The organism is Streptomyces araujoniae (assembly GCF_050871195.1).
GTDB lineage: Bacteria > Actinomycetota > Actinomycetes > Streptomycetales > Streptomycetaceae > Streptomyces > Streptomyces bacillaris.
In genome coordinates this window covers 4768205-4792241 of record NZ_CP194070.1, presented here as the reverse complement: position 1 = coordinate 4792241, position 24037 = coordinate 4768205, and the positions used below count along the sequence as shown (strand labels likewise).

At 72.2% G+C, this 24037-nt stretch carries 27 protein-coding genes and 3 tRNA genes; 8 read left to right on the top strand and 22 right to left on the bottom strand.

Going from position 1 to position 24037, the window contains the following annotated elements:
• Nucleotides 1-34 precede the first annotated feature (34 nt).
• On the top strand, nucleotides 35-1261 hold the full coding sequence (locus ACQ9ZG_RS20610) for a pyridoxal phosphate-dependent aminotransferase (protein WP_018490785.1): 1227 nt from the start codon (nucleotides 35-37) through the stop codon (nucleotides 1259-1261).
• 116 nt (nucleotides 1262-1377) lie between these two features.
• Nucleotides 1378-2391, top strand: coding sequence for an adenosine deaminase (locus ACQ9ZG_RS20605; RefSeq protein WP_109916494.1), 1014 nt, complete (start codon nucleotides 1378-1380; stop codon nucleotides 2389-2391).
• On the opposite strand, the gene ACQ9ZG_RS20600 is transcribed toward ACQ9ZG_RS20605, so the two are convergent.
• On the bottom strand, nucleotides 2384-2974 hold the full coding sequence (locus ACQ9ZG_RS20600) for a TetR/AcrR family transcriptional regulator (protein ID WP_028416708.1): 591 nt from the start codon (nucleotides 2972-2974) through the stop codon (nucleotides 2384-2386). The two genes, ACQ9ZG_RS20605 and ACQ9ZG_RS20600, sit on opposite strands and share 8 nt — an antisense overlap.
• Nucleotides 2975-3059: 85 nt before the next feature.
• Between ACQ9ZG_RS20600 and ACQ9ZG_RS20595 the strand changes: the two genes are divergently transcribed.
• Nucleotides 3060-3695: an NAD(P)-dependent oxidoreductase gene (locus ACQ9ZG_RS20595; protein ID WP_386698299.1), complete on the top strand. Its 636-nt coding sequence runs from the start codon at nucleotides 3060-3062 to the stop codon at nucleotides 3693-3695.
• Nucleotides 3696-3714: 19 nt separating this feature from the next.
• Here the strand turns inward: ACQ9ZG_RS20595 and ACQ9ZG_RS20590 are convergent, their stop codons facing one another.
• The 6 genes from ACQ9ZG_RS20590 to ACQ9ZG_RS20565 all read right to left on the bottom strand — a co-directional run bounded on the left by ACQ9ZG_RS20590 (nucleotide 3715) and on the right by ACQ9ZG_RS20565 (nucleotide 6320).
• Nucleotides 3715-4770, bottom strand: coding sequence for a UDP-N-acetylmuramate dehydrogenase (locus tag ACQ9ZG_RS20590; protein WP_099219697.1), 1056 nt, complete (start codon nucleotides 4768-4770; stop codon nucleotides 3715-3717).
• Between the two features lie 109 nt (nucleotides 4771-4879).
• Nucleotides 4880-5308, bottom strand: coding sequence for a MaoC family dehydratase (locus ACQ9ZG_RS20585; protein ID WP_028416711.1), 429 nt, complete (start codon nucleotides 5306-5308; stop codon nucleotides 4880-4882).
• A complete protein-coding gene (locus ACQ9ZG_RS20580) occupies nucleotides 5308-5760 on the bottom strand; it encodes a MaoC family dehydratase N-terminal domain-containing protein (protein ID WP_018490779.1) in 453 nt (150 codons plus the stop codon). The genes ACQ9ZG_RS20585 and ACQ9ZG_RS20580 overlap by 1 nt, the downstream gene beginning before the upstream one ends.
• 116 nt (nucleotides 5761-5876) lie before the next feature.
• Nucleotides 5877-6041, bottom strand: coding sequence for a 50S ribosomal protein L33 (gene rpmG / locus ACQ9ZG_RS20575; protein WP_003956487.1), 165 nt, complete (start codon nucleotides 6039-6041; stop codon nucleotides 5877-5879).
• A gap of 88 nt (nucleotides 6042-6129) precedes the next feature.
• Nucleotides 6130-6202 (bottom strand) — tRNA-Met (locus tag ACQ9ZG_RS20570).
• A gap of 45 nt (nucleotides 6203-6247) precedes the next feature.
• Nucleotides 6248-6320: transfer RNA gene (locus ACQ9ZG_RS20565), tRNA-Thr, on the bottom strand.
• 285 nt (nucleotides 6321-6605) lie between these two features.
• Here ACQ9ZG_RS20565 and ACQ9ZG_RS20560 point away from each other — a divergent pair.
• Both ACQ9ZG_RS20560 and ACQ9ZG_RS20555 read left to right on the top strand, forming a co-directional pair.
• A complete protein-coding gene (locus tag ACQ9ZG_RS20560; RefSeq protein ID WP_084992890.1) occupies nucleotides 6606-7889 on the top strand; it encodes an amidohydrolase family protein in 1284 nt (427 codons plus the stop codon).
• A 34-nt stretch (nucleotides 7890-7923) separates the two neighbouring features.
• The gene (locus tag ACQ9ZG_RS20555) at nucleotides 7924-8580 is read left to right on the top strand and encodes an SDR family oxidoreductase (protein ID WP_499281035.1); all 657 of its coding nucleotides are present in this window, start codon (nucleotides 7924-7926) and stop codon (nucleotides 8578-8580) included.
• A 110-nt stretch (nucleotides 8581-8690) separates the two neighbouring features.
• Here ACQ9ZG_RS20555 and ACQ9ZG_RS20550 read toward each other — a convergent pair.
• Nucleotides 8691-8772, bottom strand: a tRNA-Tyr gene (locus ACQ9ZG_RS20550).
• A gap of 167 nt (nucleotides 8773-8939) precedes the next feature.
• Here ACQ9ZG_RS20550 and ACQ9ZG_RS20545 point away from each other — a divergent pair.
• The 3 genes from ACQ9ZG_RS20545 (at nucleotide 8940) to ACQ9ZG_RS20535 (ending at nucleotide 10898) form a co-directional block, all read left to right on the top strand.
• Nucleotides 8940-9428, top strand: coding sequence for a YajQ family cyclic di-GMP-binding protein (locus ACQ9ZG_RS20545; RefSeq protein WP_018490776.1), 489 nt, complete (start codon nucleotides 8940-8942; stop codon nucleotides 9426-9428).
• A gap of 206 nt (nucleotides 9429-9634) precedes the next feature.
• Nucleotides 9635-10159, top strand: coding sequence for a methylated-DNA--[protein]-cysteine S-methyltransferase (locus ACQ9ZG_RS20540; RefSeq protein WP_028416714.1), 525 nt, complete (start codon nucleotides 9635-9637; stop codon nucleotides 10157-10159).
• 55 nt (nucleotides 10160-10214) lie between these two features.
• Nucleotides 10215-10898 (top strand): alpha-ketoglutarate-dependent dioxygenase AlkB family protein, encoded by a 684-nt coding sequence (locus tag ACQ9ZG_RS20535; protein ID WP_109916920.1) that lies wholly within the window; start codon nucleotides 10215-10217, stop codon nucleotides 10896-10898.
• A gap of 125 nt (nucleotides 10899-11023) precedes the next feature.
• On the opposite strand, the gene ACQ9ZG_RS20530 is transcribed toward ACQ9ZG_RS20535, so the two are convergent.
• The 14 genes from ACQ9ZG_RS20530 to ACQ9ZG_RS20465 all read right to left on the bottom strand — a co-directional run bounded on the left by ACQ9ZG_RS20530 (nucleotide 11024) and on the right by ACQ9ZG_RS20465 (nucleotide 23847).
• Nucleotides 11024-11296: a GlsB/YeaQ/YmgE family stress response membrane protein gene (locus ACQ9ZG_RS20530; RefSeq protein WP_019764833.1), complete on the bottom strand. Its 273-nt coding sequence runs from the start codon at nucleotides 11294-11296 to the stop codon at nucleotides 11024-11026.
• Between the two features lie 65 nt (nucleotides 11297-11361).
• Nucleotides 11362-11754 (bottom strand): YccF domain-containing protein, encoded by a 393-nt coding sequence (locus tag ACQ9ZG_RS20525; RefSeq protein ID WP_018490772.1) that lies wholly within the window; start codon nucleotides 11752-11754, stop codon nucleotides 11362-11364.
• Nucleotides 11751-12614 (bottom strand): zinc metalloprotease HtpX, encoded by an 864-nt coding sequence (htpX, locus tag ACQ9ZG_RS20520; RefSeq protein ID WP_018490771.1) that lies wholly within the window; start codon nucleotides 12612-12614, stop codon nucleotides 11751-11753. Before htpX ends, ACQ9ZG_RS20525 begins: the two co-directional genes overlap by 4 nt.
• 236 nt (nucleotides 12615-12850) lie before the next feature.
• Nucleotides 12851-13306: a large conductance mechanosensitive channel protein MscL gene (gene mscL / locus ACQ9ZG_RS20515; protein WP_028416716.1), complete on the bottom strand. Its 456-nt coding sequence runs from the start codon at nucleotides 13304-13306 to the stop codon at nucleotides 12851-12853.
• Between the two features lie 116 nt (nucleotides 13307-13422).
• A complete protein-coding gene (locus tag ACQ9ZG_RS20510) occupies nucleotides 13423-14991 on the bottom strand; it encodes an NADH-quinone oxidoreductase subunit N (protein WP_109916921.1) in 1569 nt (522 codons plus the stop codon).
• Complete coding sequence (locus tag ACQ9ZG_RS20505) at nucleotides 14988-16694, bottom strand: complex I subunit 4 family protein (RefSeq protein WP_181398351.1); 1707 nt, start codon at nucleotides 16692-16694, stop codon at nucleotides 14988-14990. Before ACQ9ZG_RS20505 ends, ACQ9ZG_RS20510 begins: the two co-directional genes overlap by 4 nt.
• Nucleotides 16691-18691, bottom strand: a complete 2001-nt coding sequence (locus ACQ9ZG_RS20500; RefSeq protein ID WP_109916922.1) for an NADH-quinone oxidoreductase subunit 5 family protein — start codon at nucleotides 18689-18691, stop codon at nucleotides 16691-16693. The genes ACQ9ZG_RS20505 and ACQ9ZG_RS20500 overlap by 4 nt, the downstream gene beginning before the upstream one ends.
• Nucleotides 18688-19110 carry an NADH-quinone oxidoreductase subunit NuoK gene (gene nuoK / locus ACQ9ZG_RS20495; protein ID WP_109916923.1) on the bottom strand — a complete coding sequence of 141 codons (423 nt, stop codon included), beginning with the start codon at nucleotides 19108-19110 and terminating at the stop codon, nucleotides 18688-18690. Before nuoK ends, ACQ9ZG_RS20500 begins: the two co-directional genes overlap by 4 nt.
• On the bottom strand, nucleotides 19110-19796 hold the full coding sequence (locus ACQ9ZG_RS20490) for an NADH-quinone oxidoreductase subunit J family protein (RefSeq protein ID WP_109916924.1): 687 nt from the start codon (nucleotides 19794-19796) through the stop codon (nucleotides 19110-19112). The genes nuoK and ACQ9ZG_RS20490 overlap by 1 nt, the downstream gene beginning before the upstream one ends.
• The gene (locus tag ACQ9ZG_RS20485; RefSeq protein WP_109916925.1) at nucleotides 19793-20368 is read right to left on the bottom strand and encodes a NuoI/complex I 23 kDa subunit family protein; all 576 of its coding nucleotides are present in this window, start codon (nucleotides 20366-20368) and stop codon (nucleotides 19793-19795) included. The genes ACQ9ZG_RS20490 and ACQ9ZG_RS20485 overlap by 4 nt, the downstream gene beginning before the upstream one ends.
• Nucleotides 20368-21336: a complex I subunit 1/NuoH family protein gene (locus ACQ9ZG_RS20480; RefSeq protein WP_084992948.1), complete on the bottom strand. Its 969-nt coding sequence runs from the start codon at nucleotides 21334-21336 to the stop codon at nucleotides 20368-20370. The genes ACQ9ZG_RS20485 and ACQ9ZG_RS20480 overlap by 1 nt, the downstream gene beginning before the upstream one ends.
• Nucleotides 21333-22724: an NADH-quinone oxidoreductase subunit C gene (locus ACQ9ZG_RS20475; protein ID WP_499281029.1), complete on the bottom strand. Its 1392-nt coding sequence runs from the start codon at nucleotides 22722-22724 to the stop codon at nucleotides 21333-21335. Before ACQ9ZG_RS20475 ends, ACQ9ZG_RS20480 begins: the two co-directional genes overlap by 4 nt.
• Nucleotides 22721-23422, bottom strand: a complete 702-nt coding sequence (locus ACQ9ZG_RS20470; RefSeq protein WP_109917648.1) for an NADH-quinone oxidoreductase subunit B — start codon at nucleotides 23420-23422, stop codon at nucleotides 22721-22723. Before ACQ9ZG_RS20470 ends, ACQ9ZG_RS20475 begins: the two co-directional genes overlap by 4 nt.
• Nucleotides 23413-23847 carry an NADH-quinone oxidoreductase subunit A gene (locus tag ACQ9ZG_RS20465; RefSeq protein WP_375138373.1) on the bottom strand — a complete coding sequence of 145 codons (435 nt, stop codon included), beginning with the start codon at nucleotides 23845-23847 and terminating at the stop codon, nucleotides 23413-23415. The genes ACQ9ZG_RS20470 and ACQ9ZG_RS20465 overlap by 10 nt, the downstream gene beginning before the upstream one ends.
• Nucleotides 23848-24037 lie beyond the last annotated feature (190 nt).

Genomic DNA, 24037 nt, shown 5'->3' with positions numbered 1-24037 from the left:
GCCGACGGGTTTTCCGGTCTGGGAGCATGGCCCCATGAGCGCTGCAACTTCCCCGTCCGAGCGCAGGGTTTCCGCCCGCGTCGGTGCGATCTCCGAGTCCGCGACCCTCGCCGTCGACGCCAAGGCCAAGGCCCTCAAGGCCGCCGGCCGTCCGGTGATCGGCTTCGGTGCCGGTGAGCCCGATTTCCCGACACCCGACTACATCGTCGACGCCGCGGTCGAGGCCTGCCGCACCCCGAAGTACCACCGCTACACCCCGGCCGGGGGCCTCCCCGAGCTGAAGGCCGCGATCGCCGAGAAGACCCTGCGGGACTCCGGCTACGAGGTCGACGCCAGCCAGATCCTGGTGACCAACGGCGGCAAGCAGGCCATCTACGAGGCCTTCGCCGCGATCCTCGACCCGGGCGACGAGGTCATCGTCCCCGCCCCGTACTGGACCACCTACCCCGAGTCGATCCGGCTCGCGGGCGGTGTCCCGGTCGAGGTCGTCGCCGACGAGACCACCGGCTACCGGGTCTCCGTCGAGCAGTTGGAGGCCGCGCGCACCGAGCGGACCAAGGTCGTCCTCTTCGTCTCGCCGTCCAACCCGACCGGCGCCGTCTACAGCGAGGCCGACGCCGAGGCGATCGGCCGCTGGGCCGTCGAGCACGGCCTGTGGGTGATGACCGACGAGATCTACGAGCACCTCGTGTACGGCGACGCGACGTTCACCTCGCTCCCGGCGATCGTGCCCGAGCTGCGCGACAAGTGCATCGTGGTCAACGGCGTCGCCAAGACGTACGCGATGACCGGCTGGCGCGTGGGGTGGATCATCGGCCCCAAGGACGTCGTGAAGGCCGCGACCAACCTCCAGTCGCACGCCACCTCCAACGTCTCCAACGTGGCCCAGGTCGCCGCGCTCGCGGCCGTCTCCGGCCCGCTGGACGCCGTCGCGGAGATGCGGACCGCCTTCGACCGCCGCCGCAAGCTCATCGTGCGGATGCTCAACGAGATCGACGGCGTGTTCTGCCCGGAGCCCGAGGGCGCGTTCTACGCCTACCCGTCGGTCAAGGGGCTGCTCGGCAAGGAGATCCGCGGCAAGCGCCCGGCGGACTCGGTCGAGCTGGCCGCCCTGATCCTGGACGAGGCCGAGGTCGCGGTCGTCCCGGGCGAGGCCTTCGGCACCCCGGGGTACCTCCGCCTCTCCTACGCCCTGGGCGACGACGACCTGATCGAGGGCGTCTCCCGCATCCAGAAGCTGCTGGCCGAGGCCAAGGCCTGAGAAGCCCGCGCGATTGTGCCCCCGGCCGCCACGGCCGGGGGCACTTTTCGTCCAGGGCCCACTCCAAAGAGGAAAGCGGCTTTCGCTCCGGCCCGCCCGTGCGGCAGGATCTTCCGATGGAGCGTGATGTACGTCTGTTGCCCAAGGCCCACCTGCACCTGCACTTCACCGGGTCGATGCGGCCCACCACCCTGCTCGAACTCGCCGACAAGTACGGGGTCCACCTCCCCGACGCACTGACCGGCGGCGAGCCGCCCAGACTGCGGGCGACCGACGAGCGCGGCTGGTTCCGCTTCCAGCGGCTCTACGACATCGCCCGGTCCTGCCTCAGATCCCCCGAGGACATCCACCGGCTGGTCCGCGAGAGCGCCCAGGAGGACGTCTCGGACGGCTCCGGCTGGCTGGAGATCCAGGTAGACCCCACCTCGTACGCCCCGCTGCTCGGCGGACTGATCCCGGCCATCGAGATCATCCTGGACGCGGTGGACAGCGCCTCGCGGGACACCGGGCTCGGGATGCGCGTGGTGATCGCCGCGAACCGGATGAAGCACCCGCTGGACGCCCGCACCCTGGCCCGGCTGGCCGTGCGGTACGCGGACCGGGGCGTCGTCGGCTTCGGGCTCTCCAACGACGAGCGGCGCGGGATGGCCCGCGACTTCGACCGGGCCTTCGCCATCGCCCGGGACGGCGGTCTGCTGGCCGCGCCGCACGGCGGGGAGCTGGCGGGACCCTCCAGCGTCCGCGACTGCCTGGACGACCTGGACGCCTCCCGCATCGGCCACGGGGTCCGGGCGGCCGAGGACCCCCGGCTGATGGCGCGGCTGGCCGAGCGCCAGGTGACCTGTGAGGTCTGCCCGTCCTCCAACGTGGCCCTCGGCGTCTACGAGAAGGCCGCTGACGTCCCCCTGCGCACTCTGTTCGACGCGGGGGTGCCGATGGCCCTGGGCGCGGACGACCCGCTGCTGTTCGGCTCGCGGCTGGCCGCGCAGTACGAACTGGTCCGCCGCGACCACGGCTTCACCGACGCGGAGCTGGCCGAGCTGGCCCGCCAGTCGGTCCGCGGCTCGGCGGCGCCCGTCGACGTACGGCGGAAGCTGCTGTCGGGGATCGACGACTGGCTGGCTAGCTGATCCCGGCCAGCAGCGTGCGGACGAGGGCCGCGGCGAACTCCTCCGGCGGCTGCGGGGGCGTGCCGCCGGGCAGCGCGTCGTAGGCGAAGGCCCGCTGGGCGCAGGCGCCGAGCAGGAGTGAGGCGGCCGCGTAGGTGTCGGCGTCCGCCCGGAGCCGGCCCGCGCGCCGCTCGGCGCGGAGGTAGCCGTCGAGCCCCTGGATCGGCATGTGGGGGCCGGTGCCCAGCTCCCGCATGCGCTCCTCGTGACGGCGTTTGAGCTGCGGTTCGGCGTACAGGGACGCGGCCATCGGGAACGTCTGCTCGTAGAAGAGCGCGGCCTGCCGGGCGACCTCGGTGAGGTTGCCCTCGACGGTGCCCTCCCCCGCCACCAGCCCGGCGAGCAGCCCGCCGAGCCCCGGCAGCCGCTCCTTGAGGACGGTGACGAAGAGCTCTTCCTTGCTGGGGAAGTACTTGTACAGCGCCGCCTCCGAGCAGCCGGCCGCCCGTGCGATCTCCTTGGTGGTGGTCCGGGCGAGGCCGATGGAGAGCATCAGCTCATGGGCGGCGTCGACGATCCGGACCCGGGCGGGCTTCGGCTCCACAGCACTCCCTCGGTCGCTTGACGGGTGGATGACCAACCACCCACCCTAGGGGTGAGTGAATACTTACCCACCTGAGGAGAGTGCCATGCGGCTCACGGTGTTCGGCGCGACCGGCGGTGTCGGCCGGGAGATCGTGGGCCAGGCGCTCGCGGCGGGCCACGAGGTGACGGCGGTGGTCCGGGACCCGGACCGGCTGCCGGAAGGGCCGGACCCGGCCGCGCCGCACGGGGTCGTCGCCCTGGACGACCCGGCGGCCGTCCGGGCGGCGGTGGCGGGGCGGGACGCGGTGCTCTCGGGGCTCGGCGCGCGGGGCCGGCGGCCGGACGGGATCGCGGAGCGGCTGACCGGGCGGATCGTGGCGGCGATGGAGGCCGAGGGGGTGCGGCGGCTGGTGGTGGTGAGCGCGGGGCCGGTGGGTCCGAAGGCGGCGGGCGATCCGCTGGTCGACCGGCTCGCCCGCAAGGCGGTCGAGGCGGTGCTGGCCGAGGTGTACGCCGATCTCGCCCGGATGGAGGCGGTACTGGCCCGCAGTGCGACGGAGTGGACCGCGGTGCGCCCGCCGAGGCTGACGGACGGACCGCGTACGGGCGTCTACCGGCGGGCCGTGGGCGGGACGCCGCGCAGCAGCCGGACCATCTCCCGGGCCGACGTGGCGCACGCGATGCTGGCGCTGGTCGACGACCCGGCGGCGGTGCGGACCGGCGTGGGTGTGGCGTACTGAGCGTCGGCGCCCCGGCGGCTCAGAGGCTGACGCCGACCGTCACCGGCTCATTGACCAGGGTGACGCCGAAGGCGGCGTGGACCCCGGCGACGACCTCACGGGCCAGGGCGAGGAGGTCGTCGGTGGTGGCCTCGCCGCGGTTGGTCAGGGCGAGGGTGTGCTTGGTGGAGATCCGGGCGGGGCCGGTCCCGTACCCCTTGGTGAAGCCCGCCCGGTCGATCAGCCAGGCCGCGGAGGTCTTGGTGCGGCCGTCCCCGGCGGGGAACGCGGGGGGCGTCACCTCCGGGCCGAGGCGCTCGTGGACCCGGGCCAGGAACTCCTCGAAAGCGGCCCCGTCGAGGATCGGATTGGTGAAGAAGGAGCCCGCGGACCAGGTGTCGTGGTCCTCCGGGTCGAGCACCATGCCCTTGCCCGCGCGCAGCTTCAGCACGGTCTCCCGGGCGGCCGTCAGGGCGACGCGCTCCCCCTGCCCGACGCCCATGGCCCGGGCCGTCTCCGGGTACGCGAGGGGCGCGGAGAGCCCGTCGGCGTCCTCCAGCGCGAACCGGACGCGCAGGACCACGAAGCGGTCGGGCTCCGCCTTGAAGCGGCTGTGGCGGTACGAGAAGGAGCACTCCGCGTTGGGCAGGGTGACCGTCTCCCCGGTGCGCCGGTCGTAGGCGACGACCTCCGTGATGGTGGAGGAGACCTCCTGCCCGTACGCCCCGACGTTCTGGATCGGCGTGGCGCCCGCGGAGCCGGGGATTCCGGCCAGGCACTCGATGCCCGCGAGGCCCGCCTCCACGGTCCGGGCGACGGCGTCGGTCCAGACCTCGCCGGCCGCCAGCTCCAACGACGTGCCGGAGAGGGCGAAGCCCTCGGTGGCGATGCGCAGCGCGGTGCCGTCGAAGCCCTTGTCGCCGATGACCAGGTTGGAACCGCCGCCGACGACCAGCAGCGGGGTGCCGCTCGCGTCGGCCTCGCGCACGGCGGCGATCACCTCGGCGTCGGTGGTGGCCGTCAGCAGCCGGGTGGCGGGGCCGCCGAGCCGGAAGGTGGTCAGGGGGGCGAGGGGGGCATCGTGGAGTTCCTGCACGGGACAAGGGTACGGTCCGCGGCTCCGCCGCTCGGGCGGGGCCACGGACCGTGGGTCCGGTTCGACCGTCGTGCGCCCGCTCAGGCCCCGTACGGCTTCCGCGTGCTGCTCAGGCGAGCCTGACGACGGCGCGGGACATGCCCAGCACCTTCTTGCCGTCGCAGACGGCCACCAGGTCCACCCGGACCAGGTTGTCCTCCAGCTTGGCCGCGACCTTGCCGCTGACCTCGATCAGGGCGCCCTTGTCGTCGTTGGGCACGACGACCGGCTTGGTGAACCGCACCCCGTAGTCGACGACCGCGCCCGGGTCCCCGGCCCAGTCCGTGACCACGCGGATCGCCTCGGCCATCGTGAACATGCCGTGCGCGATCACGTCCGGCAGCCCGACCTCGACCGCGAACTTCTCGTTCCAGTGGATCGGGTTGAAGTCGCCCGAGGCGCCCGCGTACCGCACGAGCGTCGCCCGTGTCACCGGGAACGACTGCGCGGGCAGCTCCGTACCGACCTCGACCTCGTCGAAGGAGACCTTCGCCGTCATCACGCCTCCTCGGCGGCGCGCGCCACCAGCTTCGTGAGCGCCGAGACGACCAGCTCGCCGCTCTCGTCGTGCACGTCCCCGCGGATGTCCACGATGTCGTTGCCCGCCAGGGACTTGATGCCCTCGATGGTGGAGGTGACCGTCAGCCGGTCCCCCGCCCGTACCGGACGCACGTAGGAGAACTTCTGGTCGCCGTGGACGACCCGGCTGTAGTCCAGGCCCAGCTGCGGGTCCTGCACCACTTCGCCGGCGGCCCGGTAGGTGATGGAGAAGACGAAGGTGGGCGGGGCGATCACATCGGGGTGGCCGAGCGCGCGGGCCGCGTCCACATCGACGTACGCCGGATGGGCATCGCCCACCGCCTCGGCGAACTCGCGGATCTTCTCCCGGCCTACCTCGTACGCAGGGGTGGGCGGATAGGTCCGCCCCACGAAGGACTGGTCGAGCGCCATGCGCGCGCTACCTCCTGATGGAAAGACGAATAAGGGCACGCCCCTGTGCGGGGAACGACCCCGTACAACGACACGAGGCCGCCCCCAGAGGGGGCGGCCTCGTGTACGAGCCTGATTCAGCGCGTTTCGCGGTGCGCGGTGTGCGAGTTGCAGCGCGGGCAGTGCTTCTTCATCTCAAGACGGTCCGGGTTGTTACGCCGGTTCTTCTTGGTGATGTAGTTCCGCTCCTTGCACTCCACGCAGGCCAGCGTGATCTTCGGGCGGACGTCGGTGGCAGCCACGTGAGTGCTCCTTGGACGGACGATGGACGGATGAACGCATAAAAGAGTAGCCGATCGAAGGACCGACCCAACAATCGGCTACCGTTAGTAGCGGTGACCGGACTTGAACCGGTGACACAGCGATTATGAGCCGCTTGCTCTACCGACTGAGCTACACCGCTTTGATGATGAGTCCCCCCGCCGAAGCGGGGTTTCCCGATCACCAGAGCCCCAATGCGGAATCGAACCGCAGACCTTCTCCTTACCATGGAGACGCTCTACCGACTGAGCTATTGGGGCGAGCGAGGAAGACATTACACGGTCCCCGGCCGATCGCCCAAATCCGTTTCCGCACCGCCCCCGGGCCGTCGGGCCGGGCCCGCCCACACCCCCTGATCAGGCCTTGATCCACCTCACGCGGCCTTCCGGACGGCCTCCTTCCCCGGCTCGGCGCGGCCGCGCCGGTACGACTATTCAGCTCCCCCCGGAAGCCGCCGTGCCACGGGCCGCCGACGCGGCCATGATCGACGGGACCACTCCAGGCCCGGCCGCTCCGTGCGGTCCCGCACCCCTCCCAGGAGCGCGATGCCCGACAGCCGGCCACGGCGGCCCGACGACAACGCGCCGGACAGCGCCGACGCGGCCACCACCGACCCCGCCCCCGCCCTCGTCCTGAGCGGCGCCCGCCTCGCCGACGGACGCGCGGTCGACGTACGCCTCGGCGGCAGCCGTATCGAGGCCGTCGGCACCGCGGGCAGCCTGACCTCCCGCGGCCCCCGCATCGACCTGCGCGGCTACCTCCTGCTCCCCGCCCCGGCCGAACCCCACGCCCACGGCGACACCGCCCTCACCGCCGACGCGGACGGCCCGGGGCCCGCGTCGCACCGCTCCGAGGACATCCAGCGCCGCGCCACCGAGGCCGCCCTGCTCCAGCTCGGCCACGGCGCCACCGCCCTGCGCGCCCACGTCCGGATCGGCGACGTCCAGGGGCTCGCCGCGCTGGAGGCGGTGCTCCAGGCCCGCCGGGCGCTGCGCGGCCTCGCCGACCTGACCGCGGTCGCCGTCCCCCGGCTGCTCACCGGGGTCGCCGGGGCCGAGGGCCTCGCCCTGCTCCGGGACGCCGTGAAGATGGGCGCGGCGGTCGTCGGCGGCTGCCCCGACCTGGACCCCGACCCGACCGGCTACACGGCTGCGGTGCTGGAGGTCGCCGCCGAGCACGGCTGCCCGGTCGACCTGCACACCGACGGCGACGACCCGGCCCGGCTGGCCCGTCTCGCCGCGATGGCCGGGGGGCTGCGCCCCGGGGTCGCCCTCGGCCCCTGCGCCGGGCTCGCCCACCTCCCCCTGGAGACCGCGGGCCGGGCCGCCGACCAGCTGGCCGCCGCCGGGATCACCGTCGTCTGCCTCCCCCAGGGCGGCTGTACGGGCTCCGAGCGCCGCACGACCGCTCCCGTACGCCTCCTGCGCTCCGCGGGCGTCCGCGTGGCGGCGGGGAGCGGCGCACTGCGCGACACGGCCAATCCGGTGGGGCGCGGCGACCCGCTGGAGGCCGCGTACCTCCTCGCCTCGCAGCACGGCCTGCGCGCCGAGCACGCCTACGCCATGGTCTCCGCGACGGCCCGTGCCGCCCTCGGTCTGCCCGACGTCCGGGTGGAGGCGGGTTTCCCGGCCGAACTCCTCGCCGTACGCGGTGAACGGCTGTCCGCCGCGCTCTCCCTCGCGTACAGCCGGATCGTCATCCACCGCGGCCGGGTCGTCGCCCGTACCAGCGCCGTACGGGAGTACTGCGACTCCGAGCCCGATCCGGCCGCCGGTCCCGATCTCCCCCGCCAGGGGCGGCCCGACTCCGGTGGCGGGCCGGGGAGCTGAGCACACGGTGGCCGCCGGGCGTACGGTCGGAGGTATGCGCATTGTCATCGCAGGTGGACACGGACAGATCGCCCAGCGACTGGAGCGGCTGCTCGCCGCTCGCGGGGATGAGGCCGTAGGGCTCATCCGCGACCCCGGACAGAGTCAGACCCTCACCGATCTCGGTGCCGAACCCGTCGTGCTGGACCTGGAGTCGGCCACCGTGGAGGAGGCCGCCGAGGTGCTGCGCGGCGCCGACGCGGCCGTCTTCGCGGCGGGTGCGGGGCCCGGCAGCGGCGCCGCCCGCAAGGACACCGTGGACCGGGGCGCCGCCGTCCTCTTCGCCGACGCGGCCCAGGCCGCGGGCGTACGCCGGTACATCGTCATCTCCTCCATGGGCGCCGATCCCGAGCACCCCGGCGACGAGGTGTTCGACACCTACCTGAGGGCGAAGGGCGCGGCGGACGCCGACGTACGCTCCCGGACCGCGCTGGACTGGACGATCCTGCGCCCCGGCATGCTCACCGACGACGCGGGCAAGGGCCTGGTCCTGCTGGCCGCGAAGACCGGCCGCGGACCGATCCCCCGCGACGACGTGGCGGCCACGCTCCTGGAGCTCCTGGACACCCCGGCGACGGCGGGCCTGACCCTGGAGCTGATCGCGGGGAACGTCCCGGTCACGGTGGCGGTGAAGGACGTGGCGGGGAACTGAGCCGGGGATCGGCGCCGGGGCCGCGGGCCGGGGGTCTCCTCCGGCTCCGGGCCCGCTCCGACAACGAGGAAGCCCCCGACCGGAAGAACCGGTCGGGGGCTTCGTTCGCGTGGCGGCGCCAGGGTTCGAACCTGGGTAGGCTGAGCCGGCAGATTTACAGTCTGCTCCCTTTGGCCACTCGGGCACACCGCCTCGAACGACGCGTCGGATCCCAGCTGGTGGGCTCCTTGGCGACGACGTAAACAATACCTGATGGCCAGGGGTGCTCCGCCACCTCATTGATCAGCAGCCGGAGGGTGCGGCGGTGGCTAGGCTTTGCGCTGTATCCCACGCACATTCGACGCAAGGAGCCACACGTCATGGCCGACTCCAGTTTCGACATCGTCTCGAAGGTCGAGCGGCAGGAGGTCGACAACGCCCTCAACCAGGCCGCCAAGGAGATCTCCCAGCGTTACGACTTCAAGGGCACGGGCGCCTCGATCTCGTGGTCCGGCGAGAAGATCCTGATGGAGGCGAACGGCGAGGAGCGGGTCAAGGCGATCCTCGACATCTTCCAGTCCAAGCTGATCAAGCGGGGCATCTCGCTGAAGTCCCTGGACGCCGGTGAGCCGCAGCTCTCCGGCAAGGAGTACAAGATCTTCGCCTCCATCGAGGAGGGCATCTCCCAGGAGAACGCCAAGAAGGTGGCGAAGATCATCCGCGACGAGGGCCCCAAGGGCGTCAAGGCCCAGGTCCAGGGTGACGAGCTGCGTGTCAGCTCGAAGAGCCGGGACGACCTCCAGGCCGTGCAGACGCTGCTGAAGGGCAAGGACCTCGACTTCGCGATCCAGTTCGTGAACTACCGGTAGTCCGTGAACTGCGGGCAGAACGGTTCGCGCGTGAAGGGGCATGTCGTCGGGGTGGGCCCGGACGCCGTGCCCCTTCGCGTTCCGGGGCCGCCCTGCTCCATGTCCGAATACCGCCAGCCGGGAGCCCCGGCGCGGAGCAGACTGTCCGTGCGGACACGGACGGGCCGTGGTCCGCACGGTTCTCCGGTCGAAGGAAGTGAGCGGTCGTGACGACGGTGTACACGCGGGTGGCGAGTCCCCTGGGCGAGTTGCTGCTGGTGGGCGAGTCGGACGGGACGGCGGGCGGGCTGCGGCTGGTGTCGCTGTCCGTCCCCGGGCAGAAGGGCGGCGCGGCCGTCCAGGACGGGTGGCAGCGGGAGCCCGAGCTGTTCGCGGAGGTCGTGGCGCAGGTGGAGGCGTACTTCGCCGGGCGGTCGACGGGGTTCGACGTGCCGTTCGCGGAAGGCGTGGGTACGGAGTTCCAGCGGCGCGTCTGGAAGGTGCTGGAGGAGATCCCGTACGGGCAGACCCTGTCGTACGGCGAGGTCGCCGCGCGGGTGGGGGCCTCGGGTGCCGGAGTGCGGGCGGTGGGGACGGCGATCGGGAGGAACCCGCTGCTGGTCGTGCGGCCGTGCCACCGGGTGATCGGCGCGGACGGGGCGCTGCGGGGGTACGCGGGCGGGCTGGAGCGCAAGCAGTTGCTGCTGGGGCTGGAGGGGGCCGCCTGTGTGGCGGGCGCGGAGCCCGCGTGACGTGGTGAGGGTGGGCTGTCGAGGCCGGTGTGATGGCTTGAGGGCGGTGTGACGGATGGGCGCGCGTGGGGTTCCGGGGGCTTCGGGCGGGCTGTTCCCCCGGCCCCGGCAGGTGGTCGCGCCCGGCGCCGTACACGTACCGGAGTGGCTTCCGGCGGAGCGGCGGCGGGAGTTGGTGGCGGCGTGCCGGGAGTGGGCGCGGGGGCCCGTTCCGCTGCGGCACACGGTGTTGCCGGGCGGCGGGGTGATGTCCGTGCGGACGGTGTGCCTGGGGTGGCACTGGCAGCCGTACCGGTACACGCGCACGGCCGACGACGTGAACGGGGCCCGGGTGGCCGCCGTGCCGCGCTGGCTGGTCGACCTGGGGCGCGCGGCGGTGGCGGAGGCGTACGGGGACGAGGGCGCGGCGGAGGCGTTCACTCCGGACACCGCGCTGATCAACTTCTACGACGGCGCGGCCCGGATGGGGATGCACCAGGACAAGGAGGAGCGGTCGGGCGCTCCGGTGGTGTCGTTGAGCGTCGGTTCGACGTGCGTGTTCCGCTTCGGGAACACCGAGGGCCGCGGGCAGCCTTACACGGACGTGGAGTTGGTCTCCGGGGACCTCTTCGTCTTCGGCGGTCCCTCGCGCTTCGCGTTCCACGGGGTGCCGAAGGTCTACGCGGGAACGGCCGACCCGGATGCGGGGATGCGGGCCGGCCGGCTGAACGTGACGTTGCGGGAGACCGGGCTGAGTTGAACGGCGCCCTCGGTCGGCCGCACCTACGGCCCTGACGCCCGGTCAGCGGTGCGCGGGCCGAGGCCCAGGCCCCCTGCGGGTGGGTCAGCGGTGCGCGGCCCGACGCCCAAGCTCCTGCGGGTGGGTCAGCGGCGTTCGCGGGAGTGGCCGAAGAGCACCCGGTAGAGGATCAGCAGGACCAGGGAGCCGGCGATGGCGGCGATCCAGGTCGCGGTGTCGTAGAAGTCGTTGCTGATGGGACGGTCGAGGAACTGGCTGGAGAGCCAGCCTCCGACGAACGCACCGGCGATGCCGATGAGGGTGGTCCCGACGATCCCGCCCGGATCGCGACCCGGGAGCAGGATTTTCGCTATGACTCCGGCGAGCAGCCCGAGAACGATCCAACTGATGATGCCCATGTCGACCTACCTACCCCTTGCTCGGTTCTGAAACACAGGACGCCGGGGGTGGGGTGATCGGTTGCTCAGCGGGTGGCGAAGGGCTGGTCGCTGGGGACGATCTCCTTGCCGAAGGGCATGAGCGAGACGGGGATCAGCTTGAAGTTGGCGATGCCCAGGGGGATGCCGATGATCGTGATGCAGAGGGCGATGCCGGTGGTGATGTGGCCGAGGGCGAGCCACCATCCGGCGAGGATCAGCCAGAGGACGTTTCCGGCGCAGGAGGGCGATCCGGCGTCCCGGCGGTCGACGACGGTGTAGCCGAAGGGCCAGAGCGCGTACACCCCGATCCTGAAGGCGGCGATGCCGAACGGGATGCCGATGATGGTGATGCAGAGCAGGACGCCCGCGAGGAGATAGCCGAGGAACATCCAGAACCCGCACAGCACGAGCCAGATGATGTTCAGGATGGTTTTCATGGGCGGCGACCTGCCATCTGTTCCAGTCGGGCGATGCGCTCCGCCATCGGCGGATGGGTGGAGAACATCTTGGCCATCCCCTGTCCGGGGCGGAAGGGGTTCGCGATCATCATGTGGCTCGCGGTCTCGATCTTGGGCTCCGGGGGCAACGGTAGCTGTTTCGTTCCTGCGTCGAGTTTGCGCAGGGCGCTGGCGAGGGCCAGGGGGTCCCCGGTGAGCTGGGCCCCGGAGGCGTCGGCCTCGTACTCCCGGGAGCGGCTGACGGCGAGCTGGATGACGGAGGCGGCGAGCGGGCCCAGGATCATGATGAGGAGCATGCCCAGCAGACCGGGGCCCTCGTCGTCGTTGGAGCGGCCGATGGGGATGAGCCAGGCGAAGTTGACCAGGAACATGACGACGGAGGCGAGGGCTCCGGCGACGGAGGAGATGAGGATGTCCCGGTTGTAGACATGGCTCAGCTCATGGCCCAGGACGCCGCGCAGCTCCCGCTCGTCGAGGATCTGGAGGATGCCCTCGGTGCAGCACACGGCCGCGTTGCGCGGGTTGCGGCCGGTGGCGAAGGCGTTGGGCGCCTGGGTCGGTGAGATGTAGAGGCGGGGCATCGGCTGCCGTGCCGCCGTGGACAGCTCACGGACGATCCGGTAGATCTGCGGCGCCTCGAACTCGCTGACGGGGCGGGCCCGCATGGCGCGCAGGGCGAGCTTGTCGCTGTTCCAGTAGGCGTAGGCGTTGGTGCCGACGGCCACGACGAGGGCGACCACGAGACCCGTACGTCCGAAGAAGCTGCCGATGATGATGATGAGTGCGGACAGTCCCCCGAGGAGTACGGCGGTTTTCAGCCCGTTGTGCCGGCGGTGCACGGTACGCCCTCCAAGTGGTGCAGCAGGGGAACCCTTTGCGTGGTGGTGCTCCACTCCCCCAGTGGAGCCTCCCGTACTGGTCAACGCCAGGCGAGGGGAGCTGGTTCCCCGGTGCGTGCGGCCGGAGGGCGGGCCCGGTGCGGCGTGATCCGGCCGGTCCGGGCCCCTGACCCGTGCGGCGCGGCACTGAGCCGTACGGGTGGAGGGGTGCGACGGTGGGGGCGCGCCCCCGTGCGTCAGCGCTGGACGGGCAGCTTGGCGAGGGAGAGGGCCTCGGGGTCGGGCTCGACCTCGCTGGTGCAGTGGCCGCAGCGGGAGGCGATGGCGGGGATCGGGCTGTAGCAGCGCGGGCAGTCGCGGAGGGCGGCCTTGATGTCGACCTCCTCCTCCTTGGCGAAGCGGTTCTGCACCTTGGTCATGGGGACGACGACGCAGAAGTAGAGCACCGCGGCGGTGATGAGGAAGGCGATGGCGGCCGCGAGGAACTTTCCGTACGGGAAGATCGTGCCCTCGACCGCGAACTCGGCCGCGCTGAAGTCACCCACCGAGCCGGTGGCGAGGCCGATCAGCGGGGTGATGAAGGCGGTGCTGAAGCCGGTGACGACGGCGGTGAAGGCTGCTCCGACGGCGAGGCCGATCGCCATCGAGATGACGTTTCCGCGCAGGATGAAGTCCTTGAACCCGTTCAGCACTGCTCTCTCTCCTCTGTGGATTTCGTACGTCTTCGTCGTGTACGGGACGCATGCAGCCATGACCTTGCCCTGTGGCGGCGGCCCCGGGCAAACCGATCTTCGGGGGCAGGCGGGCGTCAGAAGAGGGTGACTGCGGCGAACCTCAGGACGAGCTGGGGGGCGCCGGAGAGGAGGACGCCGACGACGGCGGTGAGGGCGATCGCCGTGGTCAGCGGGGCGGGGACGGAGGGTCGGCGGGGCGTTCCGGAGGCCGGCGCTCCGCCGCTGGTCCCCGCCTCGTCCGGGCTCCTGAAGAGGATCGCGGTCCACTGAAGGTAGTAGTAGAGCGCGATCACGACGTTGACGGCCATGACGACGGCGAGCCAGCCGAGACCGGCGTCGACGGCCGCCGAGAAGACGGTGACCTTCGCGAAGAGCCCGATGATGCCGGGCGGCAGCCCGGCCAGGCAGAGCAGGAAGAAGCCGAGCGCGAGGGCGGCGAGGGGGCGGGTGGCGTACAGGCCCCGGTAGTCGTCGACGCGGTTGCCGGGGTGCGTACGGGAGACCAGGGCGGCGACGGCGAAGGCGCCGAGGTTCACGACGGCGTACATGAGGGCGTACGCGACGGTGGAGCCGATCTGTTCGTCGCTGGAGTACGCGGCGGCCGCGATCGGGACGAGCAGGTAGCCGGCCTGCGCGACGGAGGACCAGGCGAGCAGCCGGACGGCGCCGCGGTCGCGGTCGGTCCGCTGGCGCAGGGCCGCGACGTTGCCGACGGTCATGGTGAGGGCTGCCAGGACGGCGACGGCGGGGCCCCAGACGTCGGCGTAGGAGGGGAACGCCACGACCGTGACCAGGATGAGCCCGGAGAAGCCGACCGTCTTGCCGACGACGGACAGATAGGCGGCGATCGGGAGCGGCGCCCCTGTATAGGTGTCGGGAACCCAGAAGTGGAAGGGGGCTGCCGCCACTTTGAAGGCGAAGCCCACGAGAGTGAGCACGACACCGGTCTTGGCGAGCGTGTCGAGCGCCGGGGGCACGTCGTCCAGGCGGGCGGCGATCTCGGTGAGGTGCAGGGTGCCCGTGACCGCGTACACGAAGCTGACGCCGAGGAGGGTGACGGCGGTGGCGACGACGGAGGAGAGGAAGAACTTGAGCGCGGCCTCGGAGGAGCGCCGGTCGCCGCGCAGGATGCCGACGAGCGCGAAGGCGGGCAGCGAGGCGACCTCCAGGGCGACGACGAGCGTGGCGAGGTCGCGGGAGGCGGGCAGCAGGGCCGCGCCCGCCGCGGAGGCCAGGAGCAGGAAGCCGTACTCCCCCGCCGGGAGCTTCCGGGTGTCGTCGAGGGAGAGCAGCGCCGTGAGGAAGGCCCCGCCGAGGACGAGGGCCTGGATGACCAGGGTGAAGTGGTCGGCGGTGTAGCTGCACGGCTGGGTGCCGGTGGTGACGCAGAAGGTGGCTCGGTCACCGGCGCGCAGCGGGATGAGGAGGGCCAGGGCGGCGGCGAGGGCGGTGAGGGTTCCGTAGCCGAGGAGCTTCTTGCGGTGGGCGGGGAGGAAGAGGTCCGCGACGAGGACCAGGAGGGCGGCCAGCGCGGTGAGGGTGGGCGGTGCGATGGCGAGCCAGTCGACGCTCTGGACGACGCTGGGGGCGGTGTCGGCCGCGGTGGTGAGGGCGCCCGGGGCGGCGCTGGGGTCCGCGGTCACGACTTGCCTCCTGCGAGGAGCTTCTGCACGGCCGGATCGGTGAGGCCGAGGAGGACCGCGGGCCAGAGTCCGGTGAGGACGGTGAGGGCGGCGAGCGGGGTCCAGGTGGCGGCTTCGTACGTCTGGATGTCGGCGAGTCGGGCGGTGGTGGCGCCCGGCTGCGCGGTGGCGGGCCGGGGCGGGGTGGCCGTGGACGGCCCGGTTCCGGAGGGTTCGGGTGCGCCGGCCGGTTCGGGTACGTCGGCCGGGGTGGCGGCGGGCGAGAGCTCGGAGTGGGGCGTGTGCTCGCCCATGCAGACGCGGCGGACCACGATCAGCATGTACGCGGCGGTGAGCAGGGTGCCGAACGCGCCGATGGCCATGAACGTGCGGAACGCGGGGCGGCTGAGGCCTTCGGCGGGGCTGTAGGCGCCGAAGAGCGTGAGCATCTCGCCCCAGAACCCGGCGAGTCCGGGCAGGCCGAGCGAGGCGACGGCGGCGAAGGCGAGGAGGGCGCCGAGGCGGGGCGCGCGGCCGTAGAGGGCGGCTCCGGTGGCACCGGCGAGGGTGTCCAGGTCGGCGGTGCCGTACCGGTCCTTGACGGCTCCGGCCAGGAAGAACAGCAGGCCGGTGATGAGGCCGTGGGCGATGTTGGCGAAGAGCGCGCCGTTGACTCCGGTCGGGGTCATCGTGGCGATGCCGAGCAGCACGAACCCCATGTGGCCGACGGAGGAGTAGGCGATGAGCCGCTTCAGGTCGCCCTTGGCGCCCCTGCGGGCGAGGGCGAGGCAGGCGAGCGACCCGTAGACGATGCCGACGACGGCGAACGCGGCGAGGTAGGGCGCGAAGGTGCGCATCCCGTCGGGGGCGACGGGGAGCAGGATCCGGACGAATCCGTACGTTCCCATCTTCAGCAGGACGCCCGCCAGGAGCACCGAGCCGACGGTCGGGGCGGCGGTGTGGGCGTCGGGGAGCCAGCTGTGCAGGGGCCACATCGGGGTCTTGACGGCGAGTCCGACGCCGATCGCGAGAACGGCGATGACCTGCACGGACGTGGTGAGGCCACGGCCGTTGTCAGTGGCGAGTGCCACCATGTCGAAAGTGCCGCTCCGCAGTCCGATGAGGAGGAGGCCGAGCAGCATGACGACCGAGCCGAGCAGCGTGTAGAGGATGAACTTCCAGGCGGCGGCGCGCCGCTGGTCACCGCCCCAGCGGGCGATGAGGAAGTACATGGGGATGAGGACCATCTCGAAGGCGAGGAAGAAGAGCAGCAGGTCGAGGACGGCGAAGGTGGCGAGGGTGCCGGATTCCAGGACGAGGACGAGGGCGGTGAACGCCTTCGGGGAGGGGCCCGCAGGGGGCTTGAAGTAGCTGTACAGCGCGCAGAGGAAGGTCAGCAGCGCGGTCAGGAGCAGGAGGGGGAGCGAGATGCCGTCGATGCCGAGGTGGATGCGGACGTCGAGCGCCGGGATCCAGCTGATGTCGGTGGTGGCCTGCATCGTGGCGGGGTGGTCGTGGTCGAAGCCGGTGGCCAGGACGATCGCGGCGATGAGGACGGCGCCGGTGACGGTCACCCCGTGGCGGAGCACGGCCTGGTCGGGGTTCCTGCCCTTGAGGCCGGGCGGGGCGGGGAGCAGGGCCGCGACGGCGCCGAGGAGCGGGGCGACGACGATGAACGCGAGAAGGAACTGCATCACGGACGGGCTGATATCGATCACGGTCACGACCCCGCGTTGACGTTGGCGAAGACGACGGCGGCGATCGCCAGGACGAGGGACCCGGCGAGCAGGGCGCCGAGGTAGGTCTGGACGTTGCCGGTCTGGGCGCGGCGGACGGCGGTTCCGAGGAGGCGAGTGACGGCGCCCGATCCGTTGACGTAGGTGTCGACGACCGTGCGGTCCAGGAAGCGTACGAGGCGGGCGGCCTGCTGGACGGGCCGGACGAACAGCCCCGTGTAAAGGGCGTCGAGGTGGAAGCCGGTGGCCGCGTGGCGGTGGAGCGGGCCCAGGAGGAGGCGCCCGGGGTCGGCCGGGTCGGCGGCGGCCGCGATGGTGCCGTAGGCGGCGGTGTGGGACGTCATGGCCTCGGCTTCGACGAGGGCGGGTTCCGCACCGGGGTGGGCGGCGACGGCACCGATGGGGGTGCGGGCGGCGAGGGCGGTGGTGTGGCGCCACGCCCCGTAGGTGACCACGCCGCCGACGAGGGTGGCGCCGGTGGCGAGGACGGCCGTGGTGAGGGACGGGGTGAGGGCGTGGCCGTCGAACCAGTCGCCGATCACGCCCGCGGTGAGTCCGAAGGCGATGGTGGGGACGGCCAGGATCCACAGGACGGCGGTCATGGCGACGGGCTGGCGGCCGTGGTCGGGGGCTTCGGCGCCACGGCCCTTGAAAGCGAGGAGCCAGAGGCGGGTGGCGTAGGCGGCGGTGAGGACGGCGGCGAGCAGCCCGGCGACGAGGACCGTCCAGCCCGCGGCGGCGGGGGCGACGGTTCGGTCCCCCATGGCGGTGTGCTCGGCGGCGACGAGGACGGCTTCCTTGGAGAAGAAGCCGGCGAACGGCGGGATGGCGGCGAGCGCGAGGAGGGCGACGGTCATCGTCCAGTAGGCGTCGGGGATCCGGCGCGCGAGGCCGCCCATGCGGGACATGGCGGCCAGTGAGTTGGTGCCGGCGGCATGGATGACGACCCCGGCCGCGAGAAAGAGGACGGCTTTGAACGCACCGTGCGAGATCAGATGGAAGACGGCGGCGCCGCGGTCACCGACGGCCAGGGCGCCGGACATGTAGCCGAGCTGGCCGATCGTCGAGTAGGCGAGGACGCGTTTGATGTCGTCCTGGGCGAGGGCGGCGAGCCCGGAGCCGACCATCGTGACGGCGGCCATCACGGCGAGGACGGTGAGGGCAGCGCCGGAGGCGGCGAAGACGGGGAGCAGCCGGGCGACGAAGTAGATCCCGGCGGCGACCATCGTCGCGGCGTGGATGAGCGCGGAGACGGGGGTGGGGCCGGCCATCGCGTCGGGCAGCCAGGTGTGCAGGGGGAACTGTGCGGACTTCCCGGCGACGCCCGCGAGGAGCAGCAGGGCGATGAGGGTGGGGTGTTCGAGGCCGCCGTTGGTGACGGCCGCGAGGATCTTGGTGATCCGGAAACTGCCGGTGTCGGCGGCGAGGGCGAACAGGCCGATCAGGAAGGGGACGTCACCGAGCTTGGTGACGAGGAAGGCCTTCAGGGAGGCCGCGCGGGCCTCGGGCGTCTCCCAGTAGTGCCCGACCAGGAAGTACGAGCAGATGCCCATGATCTCCCAGCCGACCAGGAGCACCATCAGGTCGCCGGAGTAGACGACGAGCAGCATCGCGGAGGTGAAGAGGGAGACCAGGGCCGCGTAGGACGGATAGCGGGCGTCGTTGCGGAGGTAGGCCGTGGAGTAGAGCTGTACGCAGGTGGCGACGAGCCCGACGAGGACGGCGACCAGGACCGCGAATCCGTCCAGGTGCAGGGCCAGGTCGATGGGGACCGACCCGGTGGGGGTGAGCTGGGTGGCGGCGTCGATGGCGCGGCCGCCGCCCTGTCGGACGGCGACGACCACGGCGAGGACGGCCGCGGTGAGCGTCGGCAGGATCGCCAGGGGGCGGACGAAGCCGGGGGCGGTGCGGCCGAGCGCGAGCCCGGCGACCGCACCGAGGAAGGGCAGGAGCGGGACGAGGGCGGCGAGGGTCGTCGTGGTCACGCGGTGGCCTCTGCGTTCTTGGTGTGTCCTGCCGTGGCGTCCTCCGCCGTGCCGTTCTCCGCTGTCGCGGGGTGGCCGTCGGTCCTGGTGTCGGCGGTGCCGGTCCCGGCGTCGGTCTCGGCGGTGTCGCGGAGCCGGTCGATGTCGGAGGAGCCGCGGTTGCGGTAGACGGCGAGGACGATCGCGAGGCCGATGCCGATCTCGGCGGCGGCGATGGCGATGGTGAAGAGGGTGAGGGCCTGGCCGGAGTGGAGGGTGTCGCGGAGCCAGACGTCGAAGGCGACGAGGTTGAGGTTGACGGCGTTGAGCATCAGCTCGACGGACATCAGGACCAGGATCGCGTTGCGGCGGGCGAGGACGCCGTAGAGGCCGGTGCAGAAGAGGAGGGCCGCGAGTACGGCGGGGTAGGCGAGGTGCATCAGCTCTGCTCCTCCTCGCCGGGCCCCTGGCTCCGACTCCGGTCCTGACCCGGGGTTCCGTCCGTGCCGCTGTCCGGCCGCCGTCGGGTGGCGGGCGCCGGGGTGGGCCGTACCGCCGTGTCCGTGTCGTGCTTGCGGGACAGCACGATGGCGCCGACAAGGGCGGCGAGCAGGAGGACGGAGAGCGCCTCGAAGGGGAGGACCCAGTTCCGGAAGAGGAAGGCCCCGGTGACGGCGGTGGAGCCCTGGGTCGGTCCTTCGAGGTCGATCCAGGTCGTACGGAAGGCGTCCACGACGACCCAGACGAGCGCGGCCGCCGAGGCGAGGGCCACCCCGAGGGCCACCCATCGGTTGCCGGAGTCGGCGTCCGGGGAGCGGCCGACGGGGGCCCGGGTGAGCATCAGGCCGAAGAGGAGGAGGACGACGATGGAACCGACGTAGATCAGTACCTGCACCCAGGCGATGAACTCCGCGGTGAGCAGCAGGTATTCGACGGCCAGCCCGCCGAGCGCCACGACGAGCCAGAGGGCGGCGTGCACCAGCTGCTTGGTCGTGACGGTGATGACGGCGGCGCCGAGAGTGGCGAGGCCGACGAGGACGAACGCGATCTCGACGCCGGTCGGGGAGAGGAAGCCGGGGTGGTCGGCGGCCGAGGCGAGGACGAACGGCGCGGTGGGGAACGTCACGGGGCCCCTCCCTCCTCGCTCTGATGAGTCTGCTGGGCCTGCTGGGCCTGCTGGACGGCGAGCTTCTCGGCCGTCTTGCGGGCGGCGGCGATCTCCTTGGGCTCCTCCGCCCCGGGATCGAGCGCGGGCGGCTCGGGCACGGTCCACATCCACTCGCGGAGCTTGTCCCGCTCATGGGTCAGCTCGTGGATGTCGGTCTCCGCGTACTCGAACTCGGGCGACCAGAAGAGGGCGTCGAAGGGGCAGACCTCGATGCAGATGCCGCAGTACATGCAGAGGGAGAAGTCGATGGCGAAGCGGTCGAGGACGTTGCGGCTGCGCTCACGTCCGCCGGGCGCGGCGGGCGGCACCGTCTCCTTGTGGGAGTCGATGTAGATGCACCAGTCGGGGCATTCACGGGCGCAGAGCATGCAGACCGTGCAGTTCTCCTCGAACAGTCCGATGACGCCCCGGGAGCGGGGCGGGAGTTCGGGCTGGATGTCGGGGTACTGCGCGGTGACGGTCTTCTTCGTCATCGTGCGCAGGGTGACGGCGAGACCTTTGGCGAGGCCCGAGCCGGGGATCGGGGACATCAGTTGATCGCCACCTTCACGATGCCGGTGAGCGCGATCTGCGCGAGGGCGAGGGGGACGAGGGTGGTCCAGGCGAGCTTCTGCAACTGGTCCTCCCGAAGCCGCGGGTAGCTGACGCGCAGCCAGATGACGACGAACGCGAGGAGGGCGGTCTTCAGGAGGGTCCAGAGCCACCCGAGTCCGTCGGCGCCGAACGGGCCGTGCCAGCCGCCGAGGAAGAGGACGGTGGTCAAGGCGCAGAGGATGACGATGCCCGCGTACTCGGCGAGGAGGAACAGGGCGAAGCGGAGCCCGGTGTACTCGGTGTACGCGCCGAAGATGATCTCGGAGTCGGCTACCGGCATGTCGAAGGGCGGGCGCTGGAGTTCGGCGAGCCCGGCGACGAAGAAGACGAGGGCTCCGACGATCTGCCAGGGCAGCCACCACCACTCGAAGGCGTCGAGGATGCCGGTGAGCGAGACCGTACCGGCCGCCATGGCCACAGAGGCGGCGGCGAGGAGCATCGGCAGTTCGTAGGAGAGGAGCTGGGCGGCCGTACGGAGGCCGCCCAGCAGGGAGAACTTGTTGGCCGAGGCCCAGCCGCCCATGAGCGAGCCGAGGACGCCGATGCCCATCACGGCCAGGACGAAGAAGATGCCCGCGTCGACGACCTGGCCCACCGCGCCGTCGCCGGGGCCGACGGGGATGGCCACGAGGACGAGGAGGTACGGGAGGAGGGCGACGGCGGGGGCGAGCTGGAAGACGCGGCGGTCGGCGGCGGCCGGGACCACGTCCTCCTTCTGCGCGAACTTCACGCCGTCCGCGACGAGCTGGGCCCAGCCGTGGAAGCCGCCCGCGTACATGGGGCCCAGGCGGCCCTGCATGTGGGCCATCACCTTGTGCTCGGCCTGGCCCACGAGGAGGGGGGCGACCAGGAACACGACGAAGACGATGGCCAGGCGGAGGGCGACGTCGAGTACGTCGTTCACTCGGTATCGCCTCCGGCGGGGTGGGCGGTGTCGGGGCCGGACGCGCGCCCGGCCTGGTCGGGGCCGGGAGCGGGCGTCTCGGGCTCGGGGGCGGGCGTCCTCGGTTCGGGCTGCTCGGACATGGGGGTGGGCTGCTCGGACGCGGGGGTCGGCTCTTCGGGCGCGGAGGGCTCGGAGGCAGGGTTGCCTTTCGAAGGCTCCGGGGGGCGAGGAGGGTCGTCGAACGCCGGTTGGGCGTCGTGCCAGGGGGCGTCGGTGCTGCGGACACGTTGGCCGGCGGAGCCCTCCGACGCGGAGCGGGACCGGCGCGGCGGACGCGGAGCGGGTGCTTCCGGGCCCTGTTCGGACCGCTGGCTCGCGGAGCCGTCCGATGCCGAGCGGGACCGGCGGGGCGGGCGCGGTGCGGGAGTCTCAGAGGTGTCGGGGGTCTCGGGAGTCGAGCGAGCTCCGGCGGTCTCGGACGTGTTGGGAGTCCCGGGAGTCGAGGGGGTGCCGGGGCCCGGCTGTCCGGCCGCCGTCCCCTCCTCGCTCCGCTGGCTCGCCGAACCGCCGGATGCCGAACGGGAGCGGCGTGGGCGCGTGGGCGCGGGTGCGGGCGGCTGTACGGCCTCCGGCCGGGCGGCGCCCGGCGGTTCGGTCGGCGTCCCCGTGCCGGTGGGGGCCTCTGCCGCTGCCCTCTGCGGGCGTTGCGCGGCCGAGCCCTCGCCGGCCGAACGGTTACGGCGGGGTGGGCGGTCGCCCGTAGGGGCGGGCCGGGCCGCGCGGCCCGGGCGGGCGGCGGCCGGGGGGAGCTGGCCCTTGAGGGGGCCCCACTCGTTCGGGTCGGGGACGCCGGGGGGCAGCATCGTGCGGCGCTTGGGGCCGCCGTGTTCGGACTCGCCGGGCTCCTTCGCCCCGGGCCAGGCCTTGGCGACCCGGGCGGCCAGGACGAAGTCCTTGCGGAGCGGGTGGCCCTCGAAGCCCTCCGGGAGCAGGAGCGGGGCGAGGCCGGGGTGGCCCTCGAAGGCGACGCCGAACATCTCGTGCGTCTCGCGCTCGTGCCAGGCCGCGCCCGCGTAGACGTCGACCGCGCTGGGCAGGACGGCCGCGTCGTGCGGGACGGTGGTCCGCAGCATGAGCCGCCGGACCGTGCCGTTGCCGAGAGCCGCGACATGGGCGCAGACCCGGAAGCCGGAGCCCGGCTCGTCGACGGCGCTGAGCCAGTCGAAGTAGGTGCAGCCGAGTCCGTCGCGGGCGGTCCGGAGCGCGGCGATCCACTCCGTGGCGGGGACGTCGACGGTGAGCAGGTCGTAGGCCGACTCCGCCGTCGCGTCCTCGCCGAACAGCTCCGTGACGGCGTCGGGCAGCCCGTCGTACGGGTGGTGGCCCGGGTGCTGACGCTCGCTCACCGCTGCCCCTCCTCCCCCGCGCCACGGCCTGCCCCCGTGCCCGGCTCCGTACCGGGTGGCGTCGGCGCGGCGACCAGGTTGCTGCGCAGCGCCGCCGTGGACGGGGCTCCGCCGGCGGGGGCGTAGCGCTCCGCGAGGGACTCGCGCGCGATCTTCTCCTGGAGCTTGAGGATGCCCTGGAGCAGCGCCTCGGGCCGGGGCGGGCAGCCGGGTACGTACACGTCGACGGGGATGATCTGGTCGACGCCCTTGGTGACGGAGTACGAGTCCCAGTAGGGGCCGCCGCAGTTGGAGCAGGCGCCGAAGGAGATGACGTACTTCGGCTCGGGCATCTGTTCGTAGAGGCGCTTCACGGCCGGGGCCATCTTGTCGGTCACCGTGCCGGAGACGATCATCAGATCGGCCTGGCGGGGGCCGGGGGCGAAGGGGATCACGCCGAGCCGGATGAAGTCGTGGCGCGCCATGGACGCGGCGATGAACTCGATGGCGCAGCAGGCGAGTCCGAAGTTGAAGACCCAGAGGCTGTAGCGGCGGCCCCAGTTGAGGACGACCTTCATCGGCTCGGGCGCGAGCCGGGAGAGGATGCCGAGGCGTCTGGGTTCCGGGAGGAGCACCGGCTGCGGCGCGTCGGGCCCGTCCGACGGGGGCTCCGGCTCGGGCTGCTGTCCTGCGGCGGTCGTCCGGCTCGTCAGGCCCATGCGAGGACGCCCTTCTTCCATGCGTAGAGCAGTCCCACGGCGAGGAAGCCGAGGAAGATGAACATTTCCACCAGCGTGGTCGCGCCGTATCCGGGTGCCGCGAAGACCGTCGCCCACGGGAACAGGAAGATGGAGTCGACGGCGAAGATGACGTAGAGGAACGCGTAGACGTAGTAACGGACCTGGGTGTGGGCCCAGCCCTCACCGACCGGGTCGACCCCGCACTCGTAGGTGAGGAGCTTCTCCGGCGTCGGGACGACGGGCCGCAGCAGCCGCCCCGCCCCGAACGCGACGGCCACGAAGAGGACGCCGACCAGCGCGAGCAGGCCGACCACCGAGTAGCTCTGGAAGTACTCCGCTGCGAGGGCGGTCTGCTGGTGGACCGGCAGGTACGCCGCGTGCGGCACTTCCGGCACGTACGCCACGTCCTTCACGTCCGCCCCTCGCTGCTCGTCATCCAGTTCTGGCCCGGCACGTTCCCGGGCCCCTTACGTACGCACGGGAGTCTAGGCCCTGATAAACGGACCGTAAGCAGCCGCGTCGCGCCCAGGTGGGGTTATCCCTACTTCATGCCACCTACGAGCCCCATGGCGTGGGCGGACAGGGCCCGGCAGG